This is a genomic window from Micromonospora sp. ABR4_055 (genome assembly GCF_056160425.1).
Genome location: NZ_JBSWXD010000040.1, coordinates 1 through 24,506 on the forward strand (window position 1 = coordinate 1; position 24,506 = coordinate 24,506).

General features: G+C 71.3%; 29 protein-coding genes and 1 riboswitch. Of the genes, 4 read left to right on the forward strand and 25 right to left on the reverse strand.

The features are described from left to right. Positions 1-131: 131 nt before the first annotated feature. Complete coding sequence (locus tag ACXAHD_RS12055; RefSeq protein ID WP_281551865.1) at positions 132-1,166, reverse strand: ABC transporter substrate-binding protein; 1,035 nt, start codon at positions 1,164-1,166, stop codon at positions 132-134. Positions 1,167-1,470: 304 nt separating this feature from the next. Here ACXAHD_RS12055 and ACXAHD_RS12060 point away from each other — a divergent pair, with 304 nt between their 5' ends. From ACXAHD_RS12060 to ACXAHD_RS12070, 3 genes are all read left to right on the forward strand, one after another. Then, a complete protein-coding gene (locus ACXAHD_RS12060) occupies positions 1,471-2,256 on the forward strand; it encodes an ABC transporter ATP-binding protein (protein WP_281551866.1) in 786 nt (261 codons plus the stop codon). A gap of 2 nt (positions 2,257-2,258) precedes the next feature. After that, a complete protein-coding gene (locus tag ACXAHD_RS12065; protein ID WP_281551867.1) occupies positions 2,259-3,200 on the forward strand; it encodes an LLM class F420-dependent oxidoreductase in 942 nt (313 codons plus the stop codon). Between the two features lie 68 nt (positions 3,201-3,268). Beyond that, positions 3,269-4,795, forward strand: a complete 1,527-nt coding sequence (locus ACXAHD_RS12070) for a hypothetical protein (RefSeq protein ID WP_281551868.1) — start codon at positions 3,269-3,271, stop codon at positions 4,793-4,795. On the opposite strand, the gene thiC is transcribed toward ACXAHD_RS12070, so the two are convergent. The 14 genes from thiC to ACXAHD_RS12140 form a co-directional block, all read right to left on the reverse strand. Beyond that, on the reverse strand, positions 4,777-6,369 hold the full coding sequence (gene thiC / locus ACXAHD_RS12075; protein WP_281551869.1) for a phosphomethylpyrimidine synthase ThiC: 1,593 nt from the start codon (positions 6,367-6,369) through the stop codon (positions 4,777-4,779). The two genes, ACXAHD_RS12070 and thiC, sit on opposite strands and share 19 nt — an antisense overlap. Continuing rightward, entirely contained in the window at positions 6,369-7,286 is a 918-nt protein-coding gene (gene thiD, locus ACXAHD_RS12080) for a bifunctional hydroxymethylpyrimidine kinase/phosphomethylpyrimidine kinase (RefSeq protein WP_281551870.1), read from the reverse strand. The genes thiC and thiD overlap by 1 nt, the downstream gene beginning before the upstream one ends. Then, complete coding sequence (locus tag ACXAHD_RS12085; RefSeq protein ID WP_289211385.1) at positions 7,286-7,882, reverse strand: thiamine phosphate synthase; 597 nt, start codon at positions 7,880-7,882, stop codon at positions 7,286-7,288. The genes thiD and ACXAHD_RS12085 overlap by 1 nt, the downstream gene beginning before the upstream one ends. After that, the gene (locus ACXAHD_RS12090; RefSeq protein ID WP_281551872.1) at positions 7,879-8,649 is read right to left on the reverse strand and encodes a thiazole synthase; all 771 of its coding nucleotides are present in this window, start codon (positions 8,647-8,649) and stop codon (positions 7,879-7,881) included. The genes ACXAHD_RS12085 and ACXAHD_RS12090 overlap by 4 nt, the downstream gene beginning before the upstream one ends. 5 nt (positions 8,650-8,654) lie before the next feature. Continuing rightward, positions 8,655-8,855 (reverse strand): sulfur carrier protein ThiS, encoded by a 201-nt coding sequence (gene thiS, locus ACXAHD_RS12095; protein WP_278173720.1) that lies wholly within the window; start codon positions 8,853-8,855, stop codon positions 8,655-8,657. Next, positions 8,846-10,006 (reverse strand): glycine oxidase ThiO, encoded by a 1,161-nt coding sequence (gene thiO / locus ACXAHD_RS12100; RefSeq protein WP_475050485.1) that lies wholly within the window; start codon positions 10,004-10,006, stop codon positions 8,846-8,848. The genes thiS and thiO overlap by 10 nt, the downstream gene beginning before the upstream one ends. Then, positions 10,003-10,674 (reverse strand): thiamine phosphate synthase, encoded by a 672-nt coding sequence (locus ACXAHD_RS12105; protein WP_281551874.1) that lies wholly within the window; start codon positions 10,672-10,674, stop codon positions 10,003-10,005. The genes thiO and ACXAHD_RS12105 overlap by 4 nt, the downstream gene beginning before the upstream one ends. Then, positions 10,669-10,780: riboswitch (TPP riboswitch) on the reverse strand. Its footprint overlaps the gene before it by 6 nt. A 253-nt stretch (positions 10,781-11,033) precedes the next feature. Beyond that, positions 11,034-11,234, reverse strand: a complete 201-nt coding sequence (locus ACXAHD_RS12110; RefSeq protein WP_289211387.1) for a DUF397 domain-containing protein — start codon at positions 11,232-11,234, stop codon at positions 11,034-11,036. Positions 11,235-11,318: 84 nt separating this feature from the next. Beyond that, positions 11,319-11,519, reverse strand: a complete 201-nt coding sequence (locus tag ACXAHD_RS12115; RefSeq protein ID WP_281551876.1) for a DUF397 domain-containing protein — start codon at positions 11,517-11,519, stop codon at positions 11,319-11,321. Then, positions 11,516-11,665: a hypothetical protein gene (locus ACXAHD_RS12120; RefSeq protein WP_475050490.1), complete on the reverse strand. Its 150-nt coding sequence runs from the start codon at positions 11,663-11,665 to the stop codon at positions 11,516-11,518. Before ACXAHD_RS12120 ends, ACXAHD_RS12115 begins: the two co-directional genes overlap by 4 nt. Further along, the gene (locus tag ACXAHD_RS12125; RefSeq protein WP_475050492.1) at positions 11,653-12,396 is read right to left on the reverse strand and encodes a helix-turn-helix domain-containing protein; all 744 of its coding nucleotides are present in this window, start codon (positions 12,394-12,396) and stop codon (positions 11,653-11,655) included. Before ACXAHD_RS12125 ends, ACXAHD_RS12120 begins: the two co-directional genes overlap by 13 nt. 311 nt (positions 12,397-12,707) lie before the next feature. Further along, positions 12,708-13,697, reverse strand: coding sequence for an aldo/keto reductase (locus ACXAHD_RS12130; protein ID WP_281551878.1), 990 nt, complete (start codon positions 13,695-13,697; stop codon positions 12,708-12,710). Positions 13,698-13,702: 5 nt separating this feature from the next. Continuing rightward, complete coding sequence (locus ACXAHD_RS12135; RefSeq protein ID WP_289211389.1) at positions 13,703-15,379, reverse strand: ABC-F family ATP-binding cassette domain-containing protein; 1,677 nt, start codon at positions 15,377-15,379, stop codon at positions 13,703-13,705. 95 nt (positions 15,380-15,474) lie between these two features. Further along, positions 15,475-16,089, reverse strand: coding sequence for a class I SAM-dependent methyltransferase (locus tag ACXAHD_RS12140; RefSeq protein WP_281551880.1), 615 nt, complete (start codon positions 16,087-16,089; stop codon positions 15,475-15,477). An 840-nt stretch (positions 16,090-16,929) separates the two neighbouring features. On the opposite strand from ACXAHD_RS12140, the gene ACXAHD_RS12145 reads away from it, so the two are divergent. After that, positions 16,930-17,643 (forward strand): hypothetical protein, encoded by a 714-nt coding sequence (locus tag ACXAHD_RS12145; protein ID WP_281551881.1) that lies wholly within the window; start codon positions 16,930-16,932, stop codon positions 17,641-17,643. A 7-nt stretch (positions 17,644-17,650) separates the two neighbouring features. Here ACXAHD_RS12145 and truA read toward each other — a convergent pair whose 3' ends face one another. The 10 genes from truA to map all read right to left on the reverse strand — a co-directional run bounded on the left by truA (position 17,651) and on the right by map (position 24,502). Then, positions 17,651-18,484 carry a tRNA pseudouridine(38-40) synthase TruA gene (truA, locus tag ACXAHD_RS12150; protein WP_289211391.1) on the reverse strand — a complete coding sequence of 278 codons (834 nt, stop codon included), beginning with the start codon at positions 18,482-18,484 and terminating at the stop codon, positions 17,651-17,653. A gap of 169 nt (positions 18,485-18,653) precedes the next feature. Then, positions 18,654-19,229, reverse strand: a complete 576-nt coding sequence (rplQ, locus tag ACXAHD_RS12155; RefSeq protein ID WP_281551883.1) for a 50S ribosomal protein L17 — start codon at positions 19,227-19,229, stop codon at positions 18,654-18,656. A gap of 34 nt (positions 19,230-19,263) precedes the next feature. Next, the gene (locus ACXAHD_RS12160) at positions 19,264-20,286 is read right to left on the reverse strand and encodes a DNA-directed RNA polymerase subunit alpha (RefSeq protein WP_278173705.1); all 1,023 of its coding nucleotides are present in this window, start codon (positions 20,284-20,286) and stop codon (positions 19,264-19,266) included. A gap of 127 nt (positions 20,287-20,413) precedes the next feature. Continuing rightward, positions 20,414-21,040 carry a 30S ribosomal protein S4 gene (gene rpsD, locus ACXAHD_RS12165; RefSeq protein WP_123606126.1) on the reverse strand — a complete coding sequence of 209 codons (627 nt, stop codon included), beginning with the start codon at positions 21,038-21,040 and terminating at the stop codon, positions 20,414-20,416. A 14-nt stretch (positions 21,041-21,054) separates the two neighbouring features. Beyond that, complete coding sequence (gene rpsK / locus ACXAHD_RS12170) at positions 21,055-21,462, reverse strand: 30S ribosomal protein S11 (RefSeq protein WP_007073011.1); 408 nt, start codon at positions 21,460-21,462, stop codon at positions 21,055-21,057. Between the two features lie 61 nt (positions 21,463-21,523). Then, positions 21,524-21,904, reverse strand: a complete 381-nt coding sequence (gene rpsM / locus ACXAHD_RS12175; RefSeq protein ID WP_123606127.1) for a 30S ribosomal protein S13 — start codon at positions 21,902-21,904, stop codon at positions 21,524-21,526. Positions 21,905-22,146: 242 nt separating this feature from the next. Next, positions 22,147-22,260 (reverse strand): 50S ribosomal protein L36, encoded by a 114-nt coding sequence (rpmJ, locus tag ACXAHD_RS12180; protein WP_012184307.1) that lies wholly within the window; start codon positions 22,258-22,260, stop codon positions 22,147-22,149. Positions 22,261-22,347: 87 nt separating this feature from the next. Further along, positions 22,348-22,569 (reverse strand): translation initiation factor IF-1, encoded by a 222-nt coding sequence (gene infA, locus ACXAHD_RS12185; protein ID WP_007073013.1) that lies wholly within the window; start codon positions 22,567-22,569, stop codon positions 22,348-22,350. 422 nt (positions 22,570-22,991) lie between these two features. Continuing rightward, positions 22,992-23,570, reverse strand: coding sequence for a DUF1707 SHOCT-like domain-containing protein (locus ACXAHD_RS12190; RefSeq protein ID WP_281551884.1), 579 nt, complete (start codon positions 23,568-23,570; stop codon positions 22,992-22,994). Positions 23,571-23,653: 83 nt separating this feature from the next. Then, complete coding sequence (gene map, locus ACXAHD_RS12195; protein WP_123606128.1) at positions 23,654-24,502, reverse strand: type I methionyl aminopeptidase; 849 nt, start codon at positions 24,500-24,502, stop codon at positions 23,654-23,656. Positions 24,503-24,506 lie beyond the last annotated feature (4 nt).

A 24,506-nucleotide genomic window follows, 5' to 3' on the forward strand; every position in this document is an offset into this window, starting at 1 on the left:
GGTGGGGAGATGGGGAGAAGAGACGTCTTGAGGGGGGGAAGCTGCCACCCCCCCTCCCCGTTCCCCCGGATCTTTGGGGTGTGGGTGGTTCTCCCCCCCCCCTCCCCCCCCCCCCCCCCCACCCGGGTCGGTCAGGACTCGGCGTTCGGGGCCAGGTCGAAGTTGACGACCTGCTCCGGCTCCAGGCCCGGCGGGATCGCTCCGGCGCCCTGCAGGATCGCGATGCTGCGGGCGATCCGCTGGCTGTCCAGCGCACCGACCGGCACACCGGAGCTGGTCGACTTCACGAAGGCGGCCATCAGTTCCAGTTCGGCGGCGGCGGCGGCCGGGTTGGCCTCCTCCACGTTCTCGGCCAGGATCTCGCCGGCCTCCTCCGGGTTGGTGATGCTGTACTCCAGGCCCTTGAGCAGTGCCGCGCTGAAGCGCTTCACCATCTCCGGGTCCTCCTCGGCGATCGCCGTCGAGGTGATCAGCACGTTGCCGTACAGGTCGGTCATGATGTCGCTGTACGGCAGCACCACGGCGGTCTTGCCCTGCGCGACGGTCTCCACAGTGGGCTTACCGACCACGAACTGGCCGATGCCGTCCACCGACCCGGAGGCCAGGGTGCCCATCAGGGTCTGCGGAGCGCCGTTGACCCACTCGACCTTGGTCTCGTCGATGCCGGCCAGCGAGGCGTACGTCGGGAACAGGTTGCGCACCACCGAGCCGGGGGCGTCGGCGAGCGTCTTGCCCTCCAGGTCCTTGGGGGTGGTGATGCCGCTGCCGTCGAGCGCGATGATCGCCGCCATGGTGCGCTGCTGGATGCCGGCGACCACGACGAAGTCCTTCGCCTCGCCGTTGCCGTACTGCAGCAGCCCGCCGGTCATGTCGATCGGGGTGAAGTGCGCCTGTCCAGCGACGACGGTCTTGATGTTGTCGCCGGTGCCGGCACCTGCTTTGACCTCTACGTCGAACCCGGCCTCCTCGAAGAAGCCCTTGTCCTTGGCGACCCAGGCGTAGGAGTCCCGGCCGAAGTTGCCGAAGGAAGTGAGATACGTCACTTTCTTCAATTCCTCGGTGCCACCGGCATTCGCCTCGCCACCGTCGTCCGCGCTGCAGCCGGCAGTGACCGCGAGCGCCGCCGCGAGGGCCGTGGCGGCGATCGTACGGGTGAGCCTTGTCATGAACGTGTGTCCTTTCCAACCCGACGGCCCCTCGACGAACCCGCAGGTCGTCGAGGCGACCGGAGGGGGTAGTTGGTCCGGCGCGGCAGCCGCTCGGTGGGGGCCGGACCGGTGCCGCGGTCGCGTTGGGAAACTTCGCGGGCAACAGAGTACGAGGGAAACCTGACCAATGCGACAGCCGGGCATCGTGGACCCTGCATCGCAATCAAAAGTGTTTACCGCGCGGGTGGTGCGTGGCCGGCACGATCCGGATACTCTGTCCCCCGCTTGTTGATCGACTCAGGACGAGGGAACTGTCGGCCCCATGATCCAGCTCAGCGGAGTCGGACGGACGTTCGCCGGTCGCTCCGGCACAGTAGAGGCACTGCGCGGCATCGACCTCTCGGTGACCGCCGGTGAGTTCGTCGCGGTCGTCGGTCGTTCCGGCTGTGGCAAGTCCACCCTGCTCAGGCTCATCGCCGGACTGCTTCCGACGACGGCCGGCGAGATCACTGTCGGTGGTCAGCAGGTGGTCAAACCACGTCGGGACATTGCGATGCTCTTCCAACGCCCGGCCCTGCTGCCCTGGCGATCAGTGCTGGACAATGTTCTGCTGCCGGCGGAGATCTTCGGGTTGCGCCGCAGGCAGCACCGGGCAAAGGCCTTGGAACTGCTGGAGATGGTCGGGCTGGCCGGCTTCGACAAGCGGCTGCCGCACGAGCTGTCCGGCGGCATGCAGCAGCGGGTGTCGCTGTGCCGCTCGTTGCTCGCCGAACCACAGGTGCTGCTGATGGACGAGCCGTTCTCGGCGCTGGACGCGCTGACCCGGGAGGAGCTCTCCGTCGAGCTGCAACGGATCCACATGGAGCGCGCGGCGACCATCGTCTTCGTCACCCACTCGATCGACGAAGCCGTCCTGCTCGCCGACCGGGTCGTGGTGCTGAGCCCTCGACCAGGGCGAATCCGCAAGATCGTACCGATCGACATTCCCCGCCCCCGCAGCCTGGGGCGCAACGCGCACACCGAGGACGTAGCCCGGTGCAGTGCGGAGCTGCACGAGGTGCTGATGGAACGCGACGCACCGGCGACGGCCGGGATCGGAGGGTACTGACCATGCGGGTCAGCGTGTTCACCGAGCCGCACCGCGGCGCCAGCTACGACGACCAGCTCCGGCTGGCCCGGCTCGCCGAGGAGTCCGGGTTCGAGGGCTACCTGCGGGCCGACCACTACCAGTCGATGGGCGAGGAACTGGCGCTGCCGGGGCCGACCGACGCCTGGCTGACCCTGGCCGCGCTGGCCCGGGAGACCTCCCGGATCCGGCTCGGCACGCTGGTCACCTCGGCGACCTTCCGGCTGCCCGGGCCACTCGCCGTGATGGTCGCTCAGGTCGACCAGATGAGCGGCGGCCGGGTCGACCTCGGCATCGGGGCCGGCTGGTACGCCCGGGAGCACACCGCCTACGGGCTGCCGTTCCCGTCCGTCGGGGAACGCTTCGACCGGTTGGCCGAGCAGCTCGAGGTGATCACCGGGCTGTGGCGTACTCCGGTCGGTGACAGGTTCAGCTTCCACGGCGACCACTACCAGCTGGTCGACGCTCCGGCGCTACCGAAGCCGGCGCAGCCGGCCGGCCCGCCGATCATCATCGGCGGACGAGGGCCGAAGCGGACCCCGGAGCTCGCTGCCCAGTTTGCCGACGAGTTCAACATGCCGTTCAAGTCGGTCGCCGAGACCGCGGCGGCTTACGAGCGGGTGACCGAGGCCTGTCACCGGACCGGGCGCACCGAGCAGGGCCGACCGCCGCTGACCATGTCGGCCGGCATCGTCATCGCGATCGGGCGTACCGACGCCGAGGCGCAGCGCCGCGCCGCGCCGCTGCACGAGAAGAGCGCCCTGCCGCCGGAGGACCCGGTGATCGGTTCGCCGGCCCAACTGGTGGACCGGATCGGGGAGTTCTCGGCGGTCGGTACCAGCCGGGTACACCTGCGGTTCATCGACCTCGCCGATTTGGACCACCTGGAGCTGGTCGCTGCCGAGGTGCTGCCTCAGCTGGGCTGACCCACCGGCCCGGCGGCGGTCGCCCGGTCCAGGTCGACAGTGCGGGCGGCCGGCCGTAACCTCCCGGCATGGCCTTGCGGACCTGGCTCAGAGCGATCACAACGGCATTCGGTGTGGCGGCGTTCGCCGGTGCCGTCCAGCTTGGTGCCGCTTACGGTCTCCAACTGGTACGCCTGCGCCGCGACTTCGCCGGGCCGACCGCTGATCTCTGGCCGACGCAGCTGACCTGGCTCGCCTGGTTCGCGATCGTCGCTGCCGTCGTCGGCGCGTGCGTGGCGCAACGGGTCGCCGAGCAGCGTCGGGCCCGGCACCTGCGCGTGTCGGCGGTCCGTACGGCGGTCCGCCGGGTCGTCCTGGCGCTGATCGCCACGATCGGTGCGGCGCTCGCCGTGGTCGGGTTGTCGGTGCTGCCGGCGCAGGCGTCGACCGGGGTCGCCGATCCGGTGACGGTCGCCGCCCTGATCGGCGGGATCGGGGCGGTGGTAGGTCTGCCTGCGGCACTGGCCGCGCTGGCCCATCCGGCGATGCGCTGGAACTTGCTGGTGTTCAGCGGTGCGCTCTGGCTGCTGGCGGTCGGGTCCGCTGCCCCAGACCTGTGGGCGGGTGACGCCGTCGGCGGGATCCGACCCGGGGTACTCGAACCGGTCGCGCTCGACCCGGGTGACCCCGGCTGGCAACTGTTCGTGCTGCTACCGGCGCTGGCGCTGGTGCTCGGCGCGGCGGTGAGCGGGCTGGCCCGGAGGCGGGCGGTGCCGACGGTTGCGACGGCGGTGTCCGGAATGGCCGGACCGGCGGTCCTCAACGCCGCGTACCTGGTCGCCGGGGCCGGCCGGGCTGGGTCCTACCAGGACGACCCCTACCGGGCGGCGCTGCTGGCGGTGGCCGCCGGAGTCGTCGGTTCGATCACTGTGGCTGCCGTGCGCCAGCCCGGTCGGCCGGCCGGAACCGCAACCGGAAGGCCCGCAACCGCTGTCGGAACCCCCGCCGGACCCGCCGACGGCTCGACCGGGAGCCGCGAATCGGTAGCGGAAACTGCCCTATCTGAAAAGACCTCCGCCGATCCGGCACCCCTCGGGCGGGTGTCACCCGGTCCTGCAGCGCCGCCGGTACCTGGCCCGCCGATGCCCACCCGACCCGCGCCCGGCCGACCCGCACCGGACCCGACCGGGACAGACCCGACCGCAGCATCACCAGCGCCGATCGCCGCTCAGGCGCACCCGGGTGATCGTCCGCCGCCGACACCCGCGGCGGTCATCCCCCGTGTCGACCCGACGCCGATCTCGCCAGAGGGACCGCCGACTCCGGCTCCGGTGCCGGTGACCGGTGCCGTCGACCGGCCGACGCCGCAACCGGTCGCCCCACCGCCGGTCGCGCCGCAACCGGTCGCCCCACCACCCACCGCGCCGACCGCCGCACCTGCGGCCGGCCGAATCCCCCGGCCACGGTTCATGCGGCAGCGGCGGCCGGCACCCACCCCGACACTGACCGACGAGGACGCCGAACATGTCGACTGGGTCAGCGAGCTGCGCCGGCAACCCCGCCGCGCCGACGGGCGGAGCCGTAGTGGCGCCGACGATCAGGCCAACGGCAGGTAGACCCGACCACCGGATGCGACGAATTCATCTGATTTGTCCTTCATACCCTGTTGGGCGTACTCCTTCAGATCCTGCGTGATTTTCATCGAGCAGAACTTCGGGCCGCACATCGAGCAGAAGTGGGCCGACTTCGCCGGCTCGGCCGGCAGCGTCGCGTCGTGGTAGGACCGCGCCGTCTCCGGATCCAGCGACAGGTTGAACTGGTCCTCCCAGCGGAACTCGAACCGCGCCTTGGACAACGCGTCGTCCCAGGCCTGCGCTCCCGGATGTCCCTTGGCCAGGTCGGCCGCGTGCGCCGCGATCTTGTACGCGATCACCCCGGCCTTGACGTCGTCGCGGTCCGGCAGCCCCAGGTGCTCCTTCGGGGTGACGTAACAGAGCATCGCGGTGCCGAACATGCCGATCATGGCAGCCCCGATCGCCGAGGTGATGTGGTCGTACGCTGGGGCGATGTCGGTGGTCAGCGGGCCGAGGGTGTAGAACGGCGCCTGGTGGCACAGCTCCTGCTGCAGGTCCACGTTCTCCTTGATCTTGTGCATCGGCACGTGGCCGGGGCCCTCGATCATCACCTGCACGTCGTGCTCCCACGCGATGCTGGTCAACTCGCCCAACGTCCGCAGCTCGGCGAACTGGGCGGCGTCGTTGGCGTCGGCGATCGACCCCGGCCGCAGCCCGTCGCCCAGTGAGAAGGTCACGTCGTAGCGGGCCAGGATCTCGCACAACTCGGCGAAGTTCGTGTAGAGGAAGTTCTCCTGGTGGTGCGCCAGGCACCAGGCAGCCATGATCGACCCGCCCCGGGAGACGATCCCGGTGACCCGGTCGACCGCCAACGGCACGTACGGCAGCAGCACCCCGGCATGCACCGTCATGTAGTCGACGCCCTGCTCGGCCTGCTCGATCACGGTCTCCCGGAACACGTCCCAGCTCAGCTTGACCGGATCCCCACCGACCTTCTCCAACGCCTGGTAGATCGGGACCGTACCGATCGGCACCGCCGAGTTGCGCACGATCGCCTCGCGGGTCTCGTGGATCCGCTTGCCGGTGGACAGGTCCATCACCGTGTCCGCACCCCACCGGGTGGCCCAGGTCAGCTTCTCCACCTCCTCGGCCACCGACGACGAGACCGCCGAGGTGCCGATGTTGGCGTTCACCTTCACCAGGAACCGACCACCGATGATCATCGGCTCGGACTCCGGGTGGTTGACGTTGGCCGGCAGCACCGCACGTCCGGCGGCGATCTCCTCCCGTACCACCTCGGCCGGCAGGTTCTCCCGCAACGCGACGAACTCCATCTCCGGGGTGACGGTCCCGGCCCGGGCGTACGCCAACTGGGTCGGCCGACGCCCGTGGGCCCCAGCCAGCGGGGTGCCCGCACCGCGCACCGGGGCGACATCGCCACGCTCGGCGATCCACCGCCCGCGCAGCGCGGCCAGCCCGACCTGCGGGTCCGACCCCGGACCCGACGTGTCGTAGAGGCGCACCGGCGGATTGTCGCCGGTCAGCGTCACCTCGGCGAACGGCACCTGGATGTCCGGTCGCGGTCCTTGCACGTACACCTTGCGCCGAGCCTGCATCAGTGGGCCTCCTTCAGGTAGTTGCCGAACAACCGGTGCTGAGCCACCTGGTGCGACCATCCAAAGTGGTCGATCGGGCCGTGGCCGGAGCCCAACCGCCAGTGCCGGGCACCAGCGAGCGCCCGCGCGACGTACTCCTTGGCGAAGACCAACGCCGCCGGCACGTCGTCGCCGAGCGCCAACCGGGCTGCCACCGCCGCCGCGAAGCTGCACCCGGTGCCGTGTGTGTTGCGGGTGTCCATCCGTTCGCCGGCCAGCCGCCAGCCGGCGACAGCGGTTCCGGCGACGTCGACCGCCGGGTTCGCGGTCGCGACCACGTCGACCGCCGCCGGGTCGGTCGACGTACCGTCCGGGTCGCCACCGGTCACCACCACGAACCTCGGTCCGCCGGCGGCCAGCTCGACGGCGGCTCGGGCCATCTCGTCGACGGTCCGCACCGGCCAGCCGACCAACGCCGAGGCCTCCGCCCGATTCGGCGTCGCGACCAGCGCGTACGGCAGCAGCCGCTCGACCGCGCCGACCACACCGAGCCGGTGCCCGCTGGTCGAGACCAGCACCGGATCGACCACCAGGTTCGGCAGCTCCCCGGCCCGGGCCAGCGCGGCGACCGCCCCGGCGATCCGGGCCGTACCGAGCATGCCGGTTTTCACCGCGCGCACCGGAAGGTCGGCGCGGACCGCCTCGATCTGGGCCCGTACCTGACCGGCCGGCAGCTGATGGACGCTGGTGACGCCGGTGGTGTTCTGCGCGGTCACCGCAGTGATCGCGCTGGTGCCGTAGACGCCGAGCGCGGCGAAGACCTTCAGGTCCGCCTGGATGCCGGCCCCGCCGCCGGAATCGGAGCCGGCGATCGTCATCGCCACCACCGGAGTGGTTCGGTCGCCGGCCATCAGCAGCTCACCTCGGTCGCTGGCCATCAACTGCTCACCTCGGCCGGTGACGCAGCCGCGACCAGCTCCGCCGCGACCGCCGCCGGGTCGGCGGCGCGCATCACCGCGCCCATCACCGCCGCCCCGACGGCACCGGCCGCCCGACAGGTGGCGACCTGCTCCGCTGTGGTCACCCCGGCGAGCGCGACCACCGGCCGGCCGGCGGCCACTCGGACCAGACGGGCCAGCCCGGCCGGCCCCAGCGGCGGACCGTACCCGGGTTTGGACGCGGTCGCGAAGACCGGCGACACCGTCACGTAGTCCTCCGTGGTCAGTCGACCGAGCTCGGTCTCGTCGTGACAGGAGCGGCCGACCAGTCCGAACACCGGTGGCGGGTACGGCCCGGCGGCGCGCAGGTGCACCGCGTCACCGCCCAGCGGGTCCGGCCCGGCGACGATCAGCGTCCCGCCGACCGGGGCGAGGATGCCGCGCAACCGGTCGGCCAACGCGGCACGTTGTGCCCGGGGCAGGTCCCGTTCCCGCAGCACCACCTGCCGGAGCCCGCCGGCCACCGCCGCCGCGACCACCTCCGGCAGCGGCCGGGCGGTCTGCCGGCGGTCGGTGAGCAGGATGATCCCGTTCACAGCTCGGGCCGCCCATCGTCGGGAGTGGATGCCAGGGCGTGGTAGCGACGGGGGATCCGCCCGGCCCGGCCGGCCAACCGGCCCGCTTCGATGGCGTGCCGCATGGCGGTGGCCATCGCGACCGGGTCGGCGGCCCGGGTCACCGCGCTGGCCAGCAGCACCGCGTCGCAGCCGAGTTCCATCGCGAGCGCGGCGTCGGAGGCAGTGCCGACCCCCGCGTCCAGCACCACGGGAATGTCCACCGACTGTCGGATCAGTCGGATGTGGTGCGGGTTGAGGATGCCAAGCCCGGAGCCGATCGGTGCACCGGCCGGCATCACCGCCGCGCAGCCGGCGTCGGCCAGCCGGCGGGCCAGCACCGGATCGTCGGTGGTGTACGGCAGCACGGTGAAACCGTCGTCGACCAGCTGCTCGGCGGCGCGCAGCAGCTCGGCACCGTCCGGCAGCAGGGTCCGTTCGTCGCCGACGACCTCCAGCTTCACCCAGTCGGTGTCGAACGCCTCGCGGGCCAGGTGGGCCACCTTGACCGCCTCGGTGGCGGTGTAGCAGCCGGCGGTGTTCGGCAGCAGCCGTACGCCGCAGCGCTCCAGCAGGTCGAGCAGGCCGCCGTGCATCGTGGCGGCGCTGTCCACCCGGCGCAGCGCGACCGTGACCAGACCGGTGCCACTGGCCGCAATCGCCTGCTCCAGGATGTGCAGGTTGGCGGCGCCGCCGGTGCCGAGGATCAGCCGGGAGTCGAAGCTGTGCCCGGCGACGGTGAACGGCATCCGGCTCACCCGCCCTGCGCCGCGATCAGCACTTCGACCCGGTCACCGTCGCACAGCTGCTCGGCCGACCAGCCGCTGCGCGGCACCACTTCACCGTTGACGGCGACGGCGACGCCGCGTGCCCGGTCGGTGACCGCCCGGACGACGTCGACCAGCAAGGTCCCGGTCGGCGCGGTCATCGGTGCCCCGTTGACGATCAACTCCACGGCTGCTCCTCCCCTGCGAGTTCCCTGTTCGCGGCGGTGAACCGGCCGGGCCGAAACGGTGCCAGCGCCGGATCCGGATCGTCCCCGGCCGCCATGTCGGCGATCAGGTCGGCGGTCACCGGGGTCAGCACGATGCCGTGCCGGTGATGCCCGGTCGCCACCAGCACTTCCCGGCCTGCGGTGCCGCCGCCGCCTCTGCCTGCGGAGCCGACGCCGGGCTGCTGGTGCCAGCCGAGCAGCGGCGCGTTGTCCGGCGTGCCGGGCCGGGCCGCCGCCTGCGCCTCGACCAGCTCGTGCTCGGCGATCTCCGGCAGCAGGTCGGCGGCGGCGCGCAGCAGTTCCAGCACCGCTCCGGCGGTGACGATGGTGTCGCCCCGTTCCTCGACGGTGGCGCCGACGACAACCTCACCGTCGGCGCGGGGCACCAGGTAGACGTGCCGGCCGTCGGCGTACCCCCGGATCACGTGCCGGAACCCGACGGCGCCGCCGGGGGCCCGCAGCCGCAGGATCTGGCCTTTTACCGGGCGGACCGGCAGCCCGGTCAGCGCCGCCGATCCGCAGCCGGCGGCGACCACGACGACCCGCGCGTCCAGTGCGGAAACATCGGTGACCGGCTGCGGGACGACGGTCACCCCGGCCCGGTCCAGCGCGGTGTCCAACGCCCCGACCAGCCGACGCGGGTCGACCTGGTGGTCGTCGGGCATCAGCGCACCGCCGCGCACCCTCGGCGCCAACGCCGGTTCGCGCTCGCGCAGCGCCGTGCCGCGCAGCAGCGTGATCGGCAGGTCCAGACTCCGCTGGTACGCCCAGAGCCGCTCCGCCTCGCGCCGGTCGTCGCCGGTGAGCGTGACGACCAGCGTGCCGTCGGTGCGGTAGCCGATGTCCTGGCCGGTGACGGCGGTCAGCTCGGCGGCGAACGCCGGCCAGCGGGCCGCCGAGTCGACCAGCAGCCGGGTCAGCTCGGCCTCGCCGAAGTGCGACTCGGCGACCGGGGCGAGCATCCCGGCGGCCACCGAGGACGCCCCGGACCCGGGTGCCGGGTCGTAGAGCGCGGTACGCAGCCCGCGCCGGGCGCACCGCCAGGCGATACTCATCCCGATCGGCCCGCCGCCGACCACCGCCACATCCGCGCCCTCGGCCGGCCCGGTCATCGTGTCGCGCCCGTCCCGGCGGCGGGCCGCTGCCGTACCGCGGTCAGCAGGTCAGCAGTGGCCCGGCCCGGATCGGCGGCTCCGGCGATCGCGCCGACCACCGCGACCCCGTGCGCCCCGGCGGCCAGCAGCTGCACAACCCGGTCCACAGTGACCCCGGCGATCGCGATCACCGGCACGTCGACCGTAGCGGCGACGGCGGCCAGCCCGGCCGGCCCGATCGGGTCGGGCAGCCCGGTCTTCGTGCCGGTGGCGTAGCACGGCCCGACCCCCAGGTACGTCGCCCCGGCCGCGACCGCCGCCCGCCCGGTGGCCGGCTCGCGAGCGGTGGCACCGAGGATCGCGGCCGGCCCGAGCACCCGGCGGGCGGCGTCGACCGGGAGGTCCAGCGCGCCGACGTGCGCGCCGGCCGCACCGGTCGCGAGCGCGACGTGCAACCGGTCGTTGACCAGGCAGGTCACCTGGTACGCGGCACATTCGGCGACCGCGCGCACGGTCAGGTCGTACGCGTCCCGGTCGGACATGTCGTCCTCGACGCGGACCTGCACGACCAGGTCGGCGGCGGCGCCGGCGGCGCGGGCGGCGGCCAGCGCGGCCCGCAGTACGCCGAGCGGGTCGCACCCGGGTCGGGTGTCGGTGATCAGATGCAGTCGCCCAAGGGACGGCACGGCAACGCTCCTCCCTGCGCCGGCATTACCCGGATCAGGTTCGACGGTCGGAGGCCGCGTCAGCCTCCCTCTCAGCCCGGTGCACCGGGCTCCCGTGGGTTACTTGCCTGTTACCGTACGACGGTCTCGTCGATCCGCCAAGGGCCGATCCGAGGCAACCTTCGGTCGCTGCCCACCCCGCCGCTGTCGGCCGTGACCAGGCTCACCATCAGCTGGGCGAACAAAGATCACGCGCAGACCGGATGCGACATTGGCGCAGGTGACTGCCGGTAGTCATGCCGTCCGCGGTAGCGCAGGTGGCCCTTCGGGGTTCCCGCAGCCGCCCTACGCGACCCTCTGGTCGGCCGGACCCAGAAGCGTCAGCTGGTGAAGGTGCCAGCCCTCGCGGCGGCGACGAAACTCGACCAGCTCGCTGGGGCGACTACCAGCACCGGACCAGCCGGATCCTTCGAGTCCCGCACCCCGACAACGCCACCCGGCCCGTCCGCCATCTCGACACACTCGCCCTGGTTGTTCGACCGGCTGCTCTTCCGCCAGTTGGTGGAACCAAAGTCGATCATCGCCGTACTCCCTTACGGATCGGATCACGCCTCGGCGGTCGAAGTCACGAGGCGGCGTCGCGGCGGAACTCCACCGACCGCCAATCAACTCGTGAGGGTGCTGTTCTTCGTAGCGGCGACGAAGCGTGACCAGCTTGCCGGGGCGACCACCAGCACCGGACCAGCCGGATCCTTCGAGTCCCGCACCCCGACGACCCCACCCAGTCCGTCCGCCACCTCGACGCACTGACCCTGGTTGTTTGATCGGCTGCTCTTGCGCCAGCTAGCTCCGGAAAGATCGATCATGACTCGTACTCCTTCGCGGTCCGCCAGAAGAGGTCACGACTGGCCTGCTCGCTCAGCGCCCGGCCAGCGATGTCGGTGAAGGTCCAAGCGTACCGCTCAGCCTCATCCGGCCGATCGAGGAACAGAGCTCCTGTCAGCTCCTCCACGTAGAATAGACAGTCGTCGGCTCGTTCCCTTCTGGAAAATCAAGAAGAGTGAACGAACCGTGCGCCATCAGGCCGGCGTGCAGCCCGGCGCTGAAGGGCAGCACCCGGATCGAGACATTCGGCTGCTCCCCGGCCTGAGCCAGCCGACGCAACTGTCCGGCCATGGTCTGACCGCTGCCGATCGGTCGACGCAGGATCGCTTCGTCGAGCACGATGTCGAACCTGGGCAGGTAGGGCTCCATTCGGGTCAGCAACCGCGCGCGACGCATCCGCATCTCGACCCTGCGCTCGATCTCCTCCGCCGGCACTTCGTACTGGTTCACGCTGAACACGGCAGTTGCGTACGGGCGGGTCTGCAGCACGCCGGAGACGAGCTCCGTATGGAATTCGCGGAGGTGGGCGGCGGCCTCCTCCAGACCGATGAACAGCTCGAACCAGGACGGGATGCTGGCGTAGTCGTGCCACCAGCCCTTCTCCTTGGTCTTCGGGGCCAGCGCGGCCAGCGCCTCGATGGTCTTCAGGTCAGCGCCGTACAGCTCGCAGAGCAGCACCACATCCTCGGCGCGGATCGGCACCTCACCCCGCTCCATCCGCAGCAGCTTGGTCGCCGACCACTCCAACTCCCGGGCCGCCGTGGTCTGCGGCACCCCGGCCAACCGCTCACGCAGCCGACGCAGCTCCCGACCGAGCTGCCGCCGGGGCACCGACGAGTTCAACAATGCTGCGGGCACGTTGCCACCTCCAGATATGCCACTCAACGACGACACGAAGATCGACAGGCGACAGTCACTCGACAGTTGACATATCTCTACCACGACACCACGACAGCGTTGTCGACCGCCAAATGATCATCGACTGACGGCCGGCCTGCGAATCGGCATGAAGCACCGCGATCCGCAGCCGGTCTCCACTCCACGCAATGCAGTTACCTGATCATCGGCGGAAGTCCAGCCGAGTAGACAAGATCATGTGAGGCTCAGATACCTTACGGGCGCGACGTAGGGTATCTGAGCCTCACATGATCTTGTAAATGCAGTTCCGGTCAGCTCAGCGAGCCGCCGGGGCCGGCGGGCTCCGGCAGGATCGACCGCAGTTCGGCGAGGTCGGCGGCGTCCGGCTGCCACGACCCGGCGGCGGCGTTCGCCCGTACCTGCTCGGGGGTGGTCGCCCCGGCGATCACCGACGCCACGGCCGGCTGCGCGGCCAGGCCGCCGATCGCGACCGCGAGCAGCGGCAGGTCCCGCTTCGCGGCGTACGCGTCGAGGGCCTCGATGACGTCCCACGGCGCTCCGGCGAGCCGGGCGGCGTACCGGCTGCTCTCGCCGGCCAGCCGGCTACCCGGCGGCGGCGCCTCGCTCCGGCGGTACTTGCCGGTCAGCAGCCCGTCGGCGAGCGGGAAGTACGGCAGCAGCCCCAGGCCGAAGCGCTGGCAGGCCGGCACCACTTCCCGCTCCACCCGCCGGTCCAGCAGGTTGTACTCGTTCTGGGCGCTGACGAACGGCGACAACCCGGCGGTACGCGCGGTCCACGCGGCGTCCGCGATCTGCCAGCCGGCGAAGTTCGAGCAACCCACATAGCGGACCTTGCCGGCGCGTACCAGGTCGTCCAGGGCCCGCAGGGTCTCCTCAACCGGGGTGACCGGGTCCGGCTCGTGGAACTGATACAGGTCGATGTGATCGGTGCCGAGTCGGCGCAGCGACGCCTCGACGGCCCGCACGATGTACCGCCGGGAGCCGCGTACCCCGTGGTCGACGCCGTTCATGCCGGACATGTCCATGCCGAACTTGGTGGCCAGCACCACGTCGTCGCGGCGGCCGCGCAGCGCCGCCCCGAGCTGTTCCTCGGAACCACCCGAAGGCGTGCCGTAGATGTCGGCGGTGTCGAACAGGGTGATCCCGGCGTCGAGTGCGGCGTCGACCACCGCCCGGGTGCCGGCCGCGTCCAGCTTGCGGCCGAAGTTGTTGCAGCCGACCCCGACCGCCGACACCATCAACCCGGAGTTGCCCAACCGGCGGTAGATCATCTCAGCCATGTCGGTCAGCGTACGTCCCAGACCGGCTCGGGGACCTCGACCACCTCGCCGTCGCCCTGGAACAGCACGAACCGGTCGAATGACCGGCTGAACCAACGGTCGTGGGTGACCGCGATCACCGTACCCTCGAAGGCCTTCAGCCCTTCCTCCAGCGCCTCGGCCGAGGCCAGGTCCAGGTTGTCGGTCGGCTCGTCGAGCAGCAGCAGGGTGGCACCGGACAGCTCCAGCAGCAGCACCAGGAACCGGGCCTGCTGGCCGCCGGAGAGGGTGCCGAACCGCTGGTCGCCCTGGCCGGCCAGGTCGTAACGGGACAGTACGGCCATCGCCGCGTGCCGGTCCATCCCGTCACGGTGGTCGTCGCCGCGCCACAGCACGTCGGCGAGGGTCTGGTCGAGCAGCTCCGGCCGGTCGTGGGTCTGCGAGAAGTGGCCGGGACGCACCCGGGCACCGAGCCGGACCATCCCGTCGTGGGCCACCGGGGTGAGCGCCGCGCCGGCGACCGGGCCGGCCGCCGGGTCCGGGTCGGTTCCGCCCCGGGCCAGCAGCCGCAGGAAGTGCGACTTGCCGGTGCCGTTGGCCCCGAGCACCGCGACCCGGTCGCCGTACCAGATCTCCAGGTCGAACGGGTAGGTCAGCCCATCCAGCTCCAGTTGCTCACAGATCACCGCCCGCTTGCCGGTGCGGCCGCCGGACAGCCGCATCCGCAGCGACTGGTCCTTCGGTGGCAGCGGCGGCGGGCCGGCCTCCTCGAACTTGCGCAGCCGGGTCTGCGCGGCCTGGTACCGCGAGGCCAACCCGTCGTTGTACGCCGCCTTCTGCTTGTACATCAGCATCAGTTCGCGCAGTTTCTCGTGCTCCTCGTCCCAACGGCGGCGCTGCTCCTCCAGCCGGGCGTGCCGGGCGACCCGCGCGGAGTGCCAGCTGGCGAAGCCGCCCGGATGGGTCCAGGCGGAGCCGCCTTCGACGGCGACCACCCGGTCGGCGGTCTGGGCCAGCAACTCCCGGTCGTGCGAGACGTAGAGCACCGACTTGGTCGACTCGCGCAGCCGCTGCTCCAGCCACCGTTTCCCGGGTACGTCGAGGAAGTTGTCCGGCTCGTCGAGCAGCAGCACCTCGTCGGTGCCGCGCAGCAGCAGCTCCAACGCGAACCGTTTCTGTTGTCCACCCGAGAGGGTCCGGACCGGACGGTCCCGGACCCGGTCCCACGGCAGGTCCAGCACTGCGGTGGCCACCGTGTCGAAGACGACCTCGGCCTCGTAGCCGCCGGCTTCGCCCCAGGCGGCGAGGGCGTTGGCGTACCCGATCTGGGTTTTTTCGGCGGCGGCCGGGGTGGTGCCGGCGGCCTCAGCGGCGTGCACGGCCCGTTCGGCGGCGGCGAGCCGTTCTCCTGCGGCCCGCAGCGGCGGCGGGGCGAGCGACAGTGCCAGGTCGGCGAGTGTACGGTCGTCGCCGATCATGCCGATGAACTGCCGCATCACGCCGAGCCCGCCGGCGCGGGCGACTGCTCCGGTGGCCACCGGCAGGTCACCGGCGACCATCCGCAGCAGCGTCGTCTTGCCGGCGCCGTTCGGGCCGACCAGCGCCACTTTGGCACCCTCGCCGACCCGGAACGACACGTCGGCAAAGAGCTCCCGACCATCCGGCAGGGTGTGCCCTACCGCGGCCACGTCCACGTATCCCACCCCGGCATGGTGCCTGATCACCCTGGCTGTCGGCAGCTGAGATTCGCGCCACCGGGTGAGCGACTGGCACTGGCACTGGCGAACCGGGGTGGCGGTCAGTCGGCGTGGTGAGTGACCCGCAGCACCCGGTAGCCCTTCTGGCTGGCGTGCCGGTCCACCTGCCAGCCCTGGTCGCGCAGCCACTGCTGCACCGAATCGCCGCCCAGGTAGCGGGCGATGACCAGCCAGCCGACGCCGCCCGGGGCGAGGCGGGGCAGCCAGCGGGTGAGCAGGGCGTGCAGTTCCGCCTTGCCGACCCGGATCGGCGGGTTGGACCACAGCTGGGTGAAGGTGAGCTCCGGCGGCACGCGGTCCGGATCGGCAACCCGGACCCGGTCGGCGACGCCGAGCCGGTCGGCGTTGAGCAGGGTGAGCTCGCGGGCGCGGGCGTTCACGTCCACCGCGTGGACCGTTGCGGCTGGCGCCTGGTCGGCCAGCACACAGGTGATCGGGCCGTACCCGCAGCCGAGGTCGAGGAAGGGGCCGGGGTCGGTCGGTGCGGGCAGGTCGGCCTTGCGCAGCAGTACGGCGGTGCCCGGGTCGAGCCGGCCGGCGGAGAACACTCCGGCGGCGACGGTCAGGGTGTAGTCGCGGCCGGCGACCGCGAAGTCGATCTCCGACCGTACGTCCGCGGTGCCGGGCTGCGGGCTGAAGTAGTGGTCGCCGGTCACCGGGGCATTGTCGCCCAACCCGGGGTACGGCGTTGACGGCGGTCACCACGATCGATAGGGCTTATGCCCGATCTTCAATTGATGCAAGTCTTGACCGGCAGCTCTCCCCCCAATCCGTCCGTTACTCTGTGCGATATGACGTACGGGTACGAATCCGGCGCGGACCGCCGGCAGATTCGACCCGATCAATCGGCTCGGCCTCCGAGGTCCGCCGGTGTACCGCCGACGCCACCGCGCCCCCGGCCCCAGCCGACACCCCGAGCACACCCGGGTGGACAGCCGTCACCGCGACCGCGTCTCGGGGCCCAGCCGCCGCCGGGAGCACATCCCCGCGCTCAGCCCCAACCGCGTCCCCGCGCTCAGCCCCAACCGCATCCTGGGTTGGCGAGTCGACCGCCGCCTGCCGCACCGCCGCTGGGCGCCGGGCCCGCGCACTACGCCATGCCGCCTGGCACCGGGCCGGCGCACTACGCCGTACCGCCGCCAGGCGTCGCGCCGCCGCAGCGTGGTGCCGGCCCGGCACACTACGCTGTGCCACCGCCGCAGGCGTTCCGGCCGCCGCCCCAGGCGTTCCGGCCGCCGGCCCAGGCATACCGGCCGCCGCCCCCACCGGGACCGGCGGGCGGCGCGCCGCCGGGCAGCGGACCTGCTGCGGTCGGATCGTCCCGGAGCCCCGGGGCACGTCGTCAGACCGGACGCCGGCGACCGGGCACCGCCCCGCCGCCGGGCAGGACCCCCCGACCGAGTCGACACCCGACCGACCGTCCCACTGACCCTCAGGGCCGGCGACCGGCCGGGCCGGCCACGGCAGTGTGGTCGTCGACGAAGCTGTGGCAGGTCGTGATCAGCGGTGTCGCCGTCCTGCTGATGCTCGGCGTCTGCGGGCTGAGCTCGTACTTCATCGTCGTCGACGAACGTAACGGACGTGCGGCGGCGGGTGCCCCGGTGGCGGCACCGACGGTGGTCCCCCGGGACGTCAGCTCCCGGGAGGCCGATCCGCAGCCGCTCACCGTCGAGGAGGTCTTCCCGACCGGTGACATCGTGATCGACCCGGCCGAGCCGCCCTACCGGCTGCTGAAAACCCAGATCGAGGAGCGCTGCCGGGCGGCGGTCGCCGGCGATATCGGCACCCTGCTCGACGAACTCGGCTGCAACCAGGTGGTCCGCGGCACGCTACGGTCACCGACCGGCGAGTACCTGATCACCACCGGGGTGTTCAACCTGGCCGACGCCTCCGGCGCGGAATGGGCACACACCCGGATCAAGCCGATGGTCGATGAGGAGAAGGGCCGCTTTCAGGGCATGATCGCCGACGAGGGGACCGAGGCGATCGCGCTCTCCTCCGCCCAGGTCGGCTGGCACTCGCTCGGCCACTTCCTGATGTACTGCGTGATCGCCCGCGCCGACAGCGAACCGGTGCCCGCCGACGACCCGTATGCCCGGCAGATCCTCTTCGACATGCTGCAACTACACCTGCAGGCGAACGTGCTGGAGAAGCGGGCAGTGCAACCGGCGTCGACCGAGGCGGCGCCGGCCGAGGCGGCTGCGCCGTGACCGACGGTCAGCCGACGACCGGTAGCCGCAGCCGGCGGGTGACGCTGGCGCGGGCCGCGTAACCTGCCGGGTCGGTGGGGTAGCCGACCTCGACCAGGGTAAGTCCGTGTGGCGGGGCGACGGTGACCTCACTGGACCGTTCCCGCCGGGTCAGCAGGCTGCCCGGCCAGTCGACCGGCCGGCGGCCGTCACCGACGAACAGCATCGCCCCGACCAGGCTACGCACCATCGCCTGGCAGAACGCGTCCGCCTGTACGGTGCCGATGAGTGTCCCGTCCGCGTCCCGGTGCCAGTCCAGCCGGGTGATCTGCCGGATCGTGGTGGCGTGCTCCTTGCGCCGGCAGTACGCGGCGAAGTCGTGCTCGCCGACCAGCTCGGCGGCGGCGGCGTTCAGCGCGGCCAGGTCGAGCGGACGCGGCCAGGCGAGCGTGTCGTGCCGGCGCAGCGGCTCCGCACCGTACGGGGCGTCGGTGACCCGGTACGCGTACCGCCGGTAGGTGGCCGCGAACCGGGCATCGAAGTCGACCGGCACCTCGGTGACCGCCCGCACCCGGACGTCGCGGGGCAGCGTACCGGCGAACCGGCGCAGTAGCGTCGCGGCCCGTTCGCTCCACACCTCGGCCGGCACGTCGAGGTGGCACACCTGGCCGGTGGCGTGCACCCCCGCGTCGGTACGCCCGGCCACGGTCAGCCCGAGCGCGACGCCCGGCCCGAACGCCCGGTCCAGGGCCTCGATCAGCACCCCGGCGACGGTCCGCCGCTGCGGTTGCACCGCCCAGCCGGAAAAGTCGGTGCCGTCGTACGCGACATCGAGCCGCAGCCGGACGTCCCCCTGCCGCACCTGATCCTCCTGCGTCGCGTGGTTGCCGGAAAGGTCGCGTGGTTGCCGGAAAGACGGTGGGACCCGGGGGGGGGGGGGGGGGGGGGGGGGGGGGGGGGAGGGGGGGGGGGTTCCCTCCTTCCCCCTCCCCCCCCCCCCCTTTCCCCCACCGGTTGTGGTCGTCGCCGACTCAGGCCTTGTTCTCGCCGTCGCCGGCCGGGGCGGCCTGGGTGGCAGCGGTGTCGGTGTCACCGGAGGCCGACACCGGCGGCTCGGCGTCCTGGTCGGCCGCGGCGTCCGCGTCGGTACGCGCGGCCGGCGCCTCGTCGGCACCGGCGAGCGCCTCAACCTTGTCCTGCTGGGCGGCTGCCCGACGGTCGGCCTTGGCCGGCGCCGGGGTGGTCATCACCAGCTCCTCGACCAGTTCGATGATCGCCATGGGGGCGTTGTCCCCCTTGCGCGGGCCGGTCTTCACGATCCGGGTGTAGCCACCCGGACGGTTGGCGAACCGGGGCGCGATCTGGTCGAACAGCTCGAAGACCACGTCCTTGTCCCGCACGACGGTCAGCACCCGACGGCGCGAGTGCAGGTCGCCCCGCTTGGCCTTGGTGATCAGCTGCTCCGCGAGGGGACGCAGCCGCTTCGCCTTGGTCTCGGTGGTCTTGATCTTGCCGTACCGGAACAGCGAGGTGGCCAGGTTGGCCAGCATCATCCGCTCGTGCGCGGGGCTGCCGCCGAGGCGGGGGCCCTTGGTGGGCGTGGGCATGGTTGGTGCTCCTCAGTGGTGGCGGCAGCCGGCGTTACAGCTGCTCGGTCTCGCGGTAGTCGTCGGTGTCGTAGTCGGCTTCGCTGAAGGAGTCCACGACGTGTGCCGGGTCGAAGTTGGGCGCCGAATCCTTCAGGCCCAGCCCCATCCCGGCGAGCTTCATCTTGACCTCGTCGATCGACTTCTGACCGAAATTCCTTATATCGAGGAGGTCCGCCTCGGTCCGCCCGATCAGCTCGCCGACGCTGTTGATGCCCTCGCGCTTGAGGCAGTTGTACGACCGTACGGTCAGGTCCAGCTCCTCGATCGGCAGCGCCAGGTCGGCGGCCAGCTGGGCGTCCTGCGGCGACGGCCCGATGTCGATGCCCTCAGCGGTCTCGTCCAGCTCGCGGGCCAGGCCGAACAGCTCGACCAGGGTGGAGCCGGCCGAGGCCAGCGCGGTACGCGGCCCGATCGACGCCTTGGTCTCGACGTCGATGATCAGCCGGTCGAAGTCGGTCCGCTGCTCGACCCGGGTCGCCTCCACCCGGTAGGTGACCTTGAGCACCGGCGAGTAGATCGAGTCGACCGGGATCCGGCCGATCTCGGCGCCCGCCTGCTTGTTCTGCGCGGCGGTGACGTACCCGCGGCCCCGCTCGACGGTGAGCTCCATGTCGAGGCGGCCCTTGCCGTTGAGGGTGGCCAGTTTGAGGTCCGGGTTGTGTACCGAGACCCCGGCCGGCGGCTGGATGTCACCGGCGGTCACGTCACCGGGGCCCTGCTTGCGCAGGTACATGCTGACCGGCTCGTCGTGCTCGGAGCTGACGCACAGCTCCTTGACGTTCATGACCAGCTCGACCACGTCCTCTTTGACGCCGGGGATCGTGGTGAACTCGTGCAGCACGCCGTCGATCTTGATGCTGGTGACCGCCGCGCCCGGAATGGAGCTGAGCAGCGTACGCCGCAGCGAGTTGCCGAGCGTGTAGCCGAAACCCGGCTCCAACGGCTCGATGGTGAACAGGGACCTCGTGTCGCTGATCGACTCCTCGGACAGAGTCGGCCGCTGGCTGATGAGCACGTACTTCTCCTTGGGTCGGGGCGACCGCTATATGACGCCCGTCGGTCGTGCGCCCGTCGACGGGGGCCGGGCCGGTGCCGTACGTCGGTGACGCCGGTCGACCGCGACCCCCGTCGACGGGGGTGGCTCACTTCGAGTAGAGCTCGACGATCAGCTGCTCCTGAACCTGCGTGTCGATCGTCTGACGCGCCGGCATGGAGTGCACGAGGATCTTCATCTGGCTGGGGATCGCCTCCAGCCAGGCCGGGACGGTCTTGGAACCGGCCTCGCCCTGGGCGACCAGGAACGGGGTCAGCTCCTTCGACTTCGTCCGCACCTCGACGATGTCGTGCTCCTTGACGCGGAACGAGGGGATGTCGACCTTCTTGCCGTTGACCATGAAGTGCCCGTGCTTGACCAGCTGGCGCGCCATGTCCCGGGACTTGGCGTAGCCAGCCCGGTACACGACGTTGTCCAGCCGGGACTCCAGGATCTGCAGCAGCACCTCACCGGTCTTCGCCTGCTTGGCCACTGCTTCCTCGTAGTAGCCGCGGAACTGCTTCTCCAGCACGCCGTACACCCGGCGGGCCTTCTGCTTCTCCCGCAGCTGGAGGAGGTACTCGGTCTCCTTGGTCCGGCCGCGGCCGTGCTGGCCGGGTGGGAAGGGCCGGGATTCGAACGGGCACTTCGGCCCATCGCACTTGCTGCCCTTGAGGAACAGCTTCATCTTCTCCCGCCGGCAACGGCGGCAGTCAGCACCCGTGTAACGAGCCATCTCTTCCTAACCTCTCAGACCCGGCGACGCTTCGGCGGACGGCACCCGTTGTGCGGCTGCGGCGTGACATCGGAGATCTGCCCGACCTCCAGGCCGACGGCCTGCAACGAACGGATGGCGGTCTCCCGGCCGGAGCCGGGGCCCTTGACGAAGACGTCGACCTTGCGCATGCCGTGCTCCATCGCCCGCCGGGCGGCGGCCTCGGCGGCCAACTGCGCGGCGAACGGCGTCGACTTGCGGGAGCCCTTGAAACCGACCTGGCCGGCGGAGGCCCAGGAGATCACCGCACCGGTCGGGTCGGTGATCGAGACGATGGTGTTGTTGAAGGTGCTCTTGATGTGCGCCTGCCCGTGGGCGACGTTCTTGCGTTCCTTGCGCCGGACCTTCTTGACAGCGGCTCCAGCGCGAGCCTTCGGTGGCATAAGTTTTCTGCGCTCCTATTGAACGATCGAGGTATCCGGGCGAGCCCGGCGGCGGCCAGGACTACTTCTTGCCCGGCTTCTTCTTGCCGGCGACGGTCCGCTTCGGGCCCTTGCGGGTCCGGGCGTTGGTCCGGGTGCGCTGGCCGTGCACGGGCAACCCGCGGCGGTGCCGGATGCCCTCGTAGCAGCCGATCTCCACCTTGCGGCGGATGTCTGCGGCAACCTCCCGACGCAGATCACCCTCGACCTTGAAGCTGGCCTCGATGTGATCCCGGAGCTGGACCAGCTCCTCGTCGGTGAGGTCCCGGACCCGCTTGTTCGGGTCGATGCCAGTCGCGGCAAGCGTGGCGATCGAACGGGTCCGGCCGATCCCGAAGATGTAGGTGAGCGCGATCTCCATCCGCTTCTCGCGGGGCAGATCCACGCCGACTAGACGTGCCATGTGCGGGCGTACTCCTCAAGTGGTGTGCACGGAGGTCTGAGCCCGCCCCACCCCGGCTGCCCTCGCCGACCACCCAGCTGGGTGGGCCGGCATGCCGGGCCCCGGCCTCCGACCGGGGGTTGCGCCACGGACACGGCGACATGGTCACCGGGTGCTCGCGGCTGGGACGAGCATGTGCTGTTGTGCGATCGGCCGCCTGAACCGCCCCGTCGCCGGCCCGGCTCCTGCCGGTCGGCTCGGGGTCAGCCCTGGCGCTGCTTGTGCCGCGGGTCGGTGCAGATCACCATCACCCGGCCGTGCCGGCGGATCACCCGGCACTTGTTGCAGATCCTCTTGACGCTCGGCTTGACCTTCACGGTTTGCCTTACTTCCGTTGACGCCCGGCCGCGTACACGGTGCGGGCTTGAGGACGGACACGGGACGCCCCGGCCGCCGTCAGGCGGTTACTTGTAGCGATAGACGATGCGCCCGCGGGTCAGGTCGTACGGCGAAAGCTCGACGACGACCCGGTCCTCGGGCAGGATGCGGATGTAGTGCTGCCGCATCTTGCCGCTGATGTGAGCCAGCACCTTGTGGCCGTTGGCGAGCTCCACCCGGAACATTGCGTTCGGTAGTGGCTCGATCACTCGACCTTCGATCTCGATGGCCCCGTCTTTTTTCGGCATGTCCTCCGCTGTCCTGACGTCGGTTGCTCGGGATCGGCTCACAACACCATTCGCGGACGGACCCGTCCGGCCTGCCGACCGTACCGATTCGACCGCGCCAGCCGCGGCTCCAGACGTCTGACGACGGGCTCGGCCCGGGTTACCGAAACCCAGGCGACACCCGATCAGACACGGCCTGCCGAAGCGCAGAGCAGGCACGCTGGAGTGGACGCTGTGCGCCGACCTATCAGTGTACGCGGGTTGTCACGCGGACAGCAAACCACGCGCTGCTGCGGGTCAGCATACCCGACAAAGCAGCAGGATCAGGGAGTTTACCGGCGACCCGCCGGGCGTCGGTCAGGCCTTCAGCCGCCGGGCGCCGGGCGCCGGTCAGGCCTTCGGTCGCCGGCCGACCGCTTGGCCTCCGGTGTGCGGCCGGGTGGCTACCCCTGGCCCGGGGCCGGACCGTCGGCCCCGCCGGACTCCTGCTCAAGCCGCTTGCGTTCCGCCTTCTCCTGCTTGGCCAGGTGCCGCCGGGCCTGCTTGGCCGCACACTGTTGCGGCTCGCCCTTGATCAGACCCAGCACGGTGGTCACCAGCAGCACCGCGCCCCACGGGCCGGCCACCCAGCCCGGCCAGAAGTACCGCAGGTCCTGACTCATGACGCAGGTCACCGCCCAGATCGCGATGGTGATCCCGACCGCCGTCCCGTACCCGTCCCACTCGTTGACCAGCCACCGGCGGGTCGCACCGGGGTAGCGGCCGTCCGGGCCGGGAGTCAACTCGGCCGGCAACCCGTCGGCGACGACCGGCACCAACTGGGAGCGTCCGGCGGCGGTCACCGGTGGCAGATCGTCGAGCAGTCCGTCCAGATCACCGTACGTCTTCGCCGCGTAGGCCAGCTGCAACCGCTCGTCGAACTCGGCAAGATCCAGTCGACCCTCGCTCAGCGCGTTGCGCAACCGTTCGGCCACTGCCTCCCGGTCGGCGTCGGCCGCCCGCATCCCGTCCCGCCGATCCATGGCTACCAGCTTGACACCCCGGTGCCAGCCCGACCAGACCGGCACCTGACCAGGGGGCGGCCGGAGCCGGGGCAGGCCCCGGGTCAGCGTCGGGAATCGGCCGGCTGACGGGCGGTCACCAGATCGCCGAGCCGGGAACGCCCGCCGTCCGGCTCGGTCAACACCCAGACGCCGTCCGGCAGCAGCGCCATCGAATGCTCGACGTGCACCGCCATCGACCCGTCCCGGGTCACCACCGTCCAGCCGTCGGCCAGCTCGTCGGTGCGGGCCGACCCCTCGGTGATCATCGGCTCGATGGCCAGCGCCATCCCCGGGACCAGGCGCGGGCCCTTACCCGGCCGGCCGTAGTTGAGCACGTGCGGGTCCTGGTGCATCTCGGTGCCGATCCCGTGGCCGCCGTAGCCCTCGACGATGCCGTACCGGCCGCCCGCCCGGATCGCCCGCTCCACCGCGTACGAGATGTCGGTGAGCCGGCCACGGCCGCTGACCGCACCGCGCGCCGCAGCGGCGATTCCGGCCCACAGCGCGTCCTCGGCGACCGTGATCATCCGCAGCAGTTCCGGACGCACCTCCCCGACCGGCGCGGTGAAGGCCGCGTCGCCGTGCCAGCCATCCAGCACCGCACCGCAGTCGACCGAGATGACGTCGCCGTCGCGCAGCACCTGCCCGGCGGCCGGGATCGCGTGCACCACCTGCTCGTTGACCGAGGAGCAGATGGTCGCCGGGTAGCCGTGGTAGCCCTTGAACGACGGAACCGCACCGGCGTCGCGGATCGTCGCAGCGGCGATGGCGTCCAGATCGGCGGTGGAGACGCCGGGGGCGATCGCCGCCCGCATCCGGGCCAGTGCGTCAGCGACCACCAGACCGGCGGCCCGCATCCGGTCGATCTGCTCCGGAGTCTTCAGCTGGATGTCCAGCTGCTGGCGGCGCATCGGG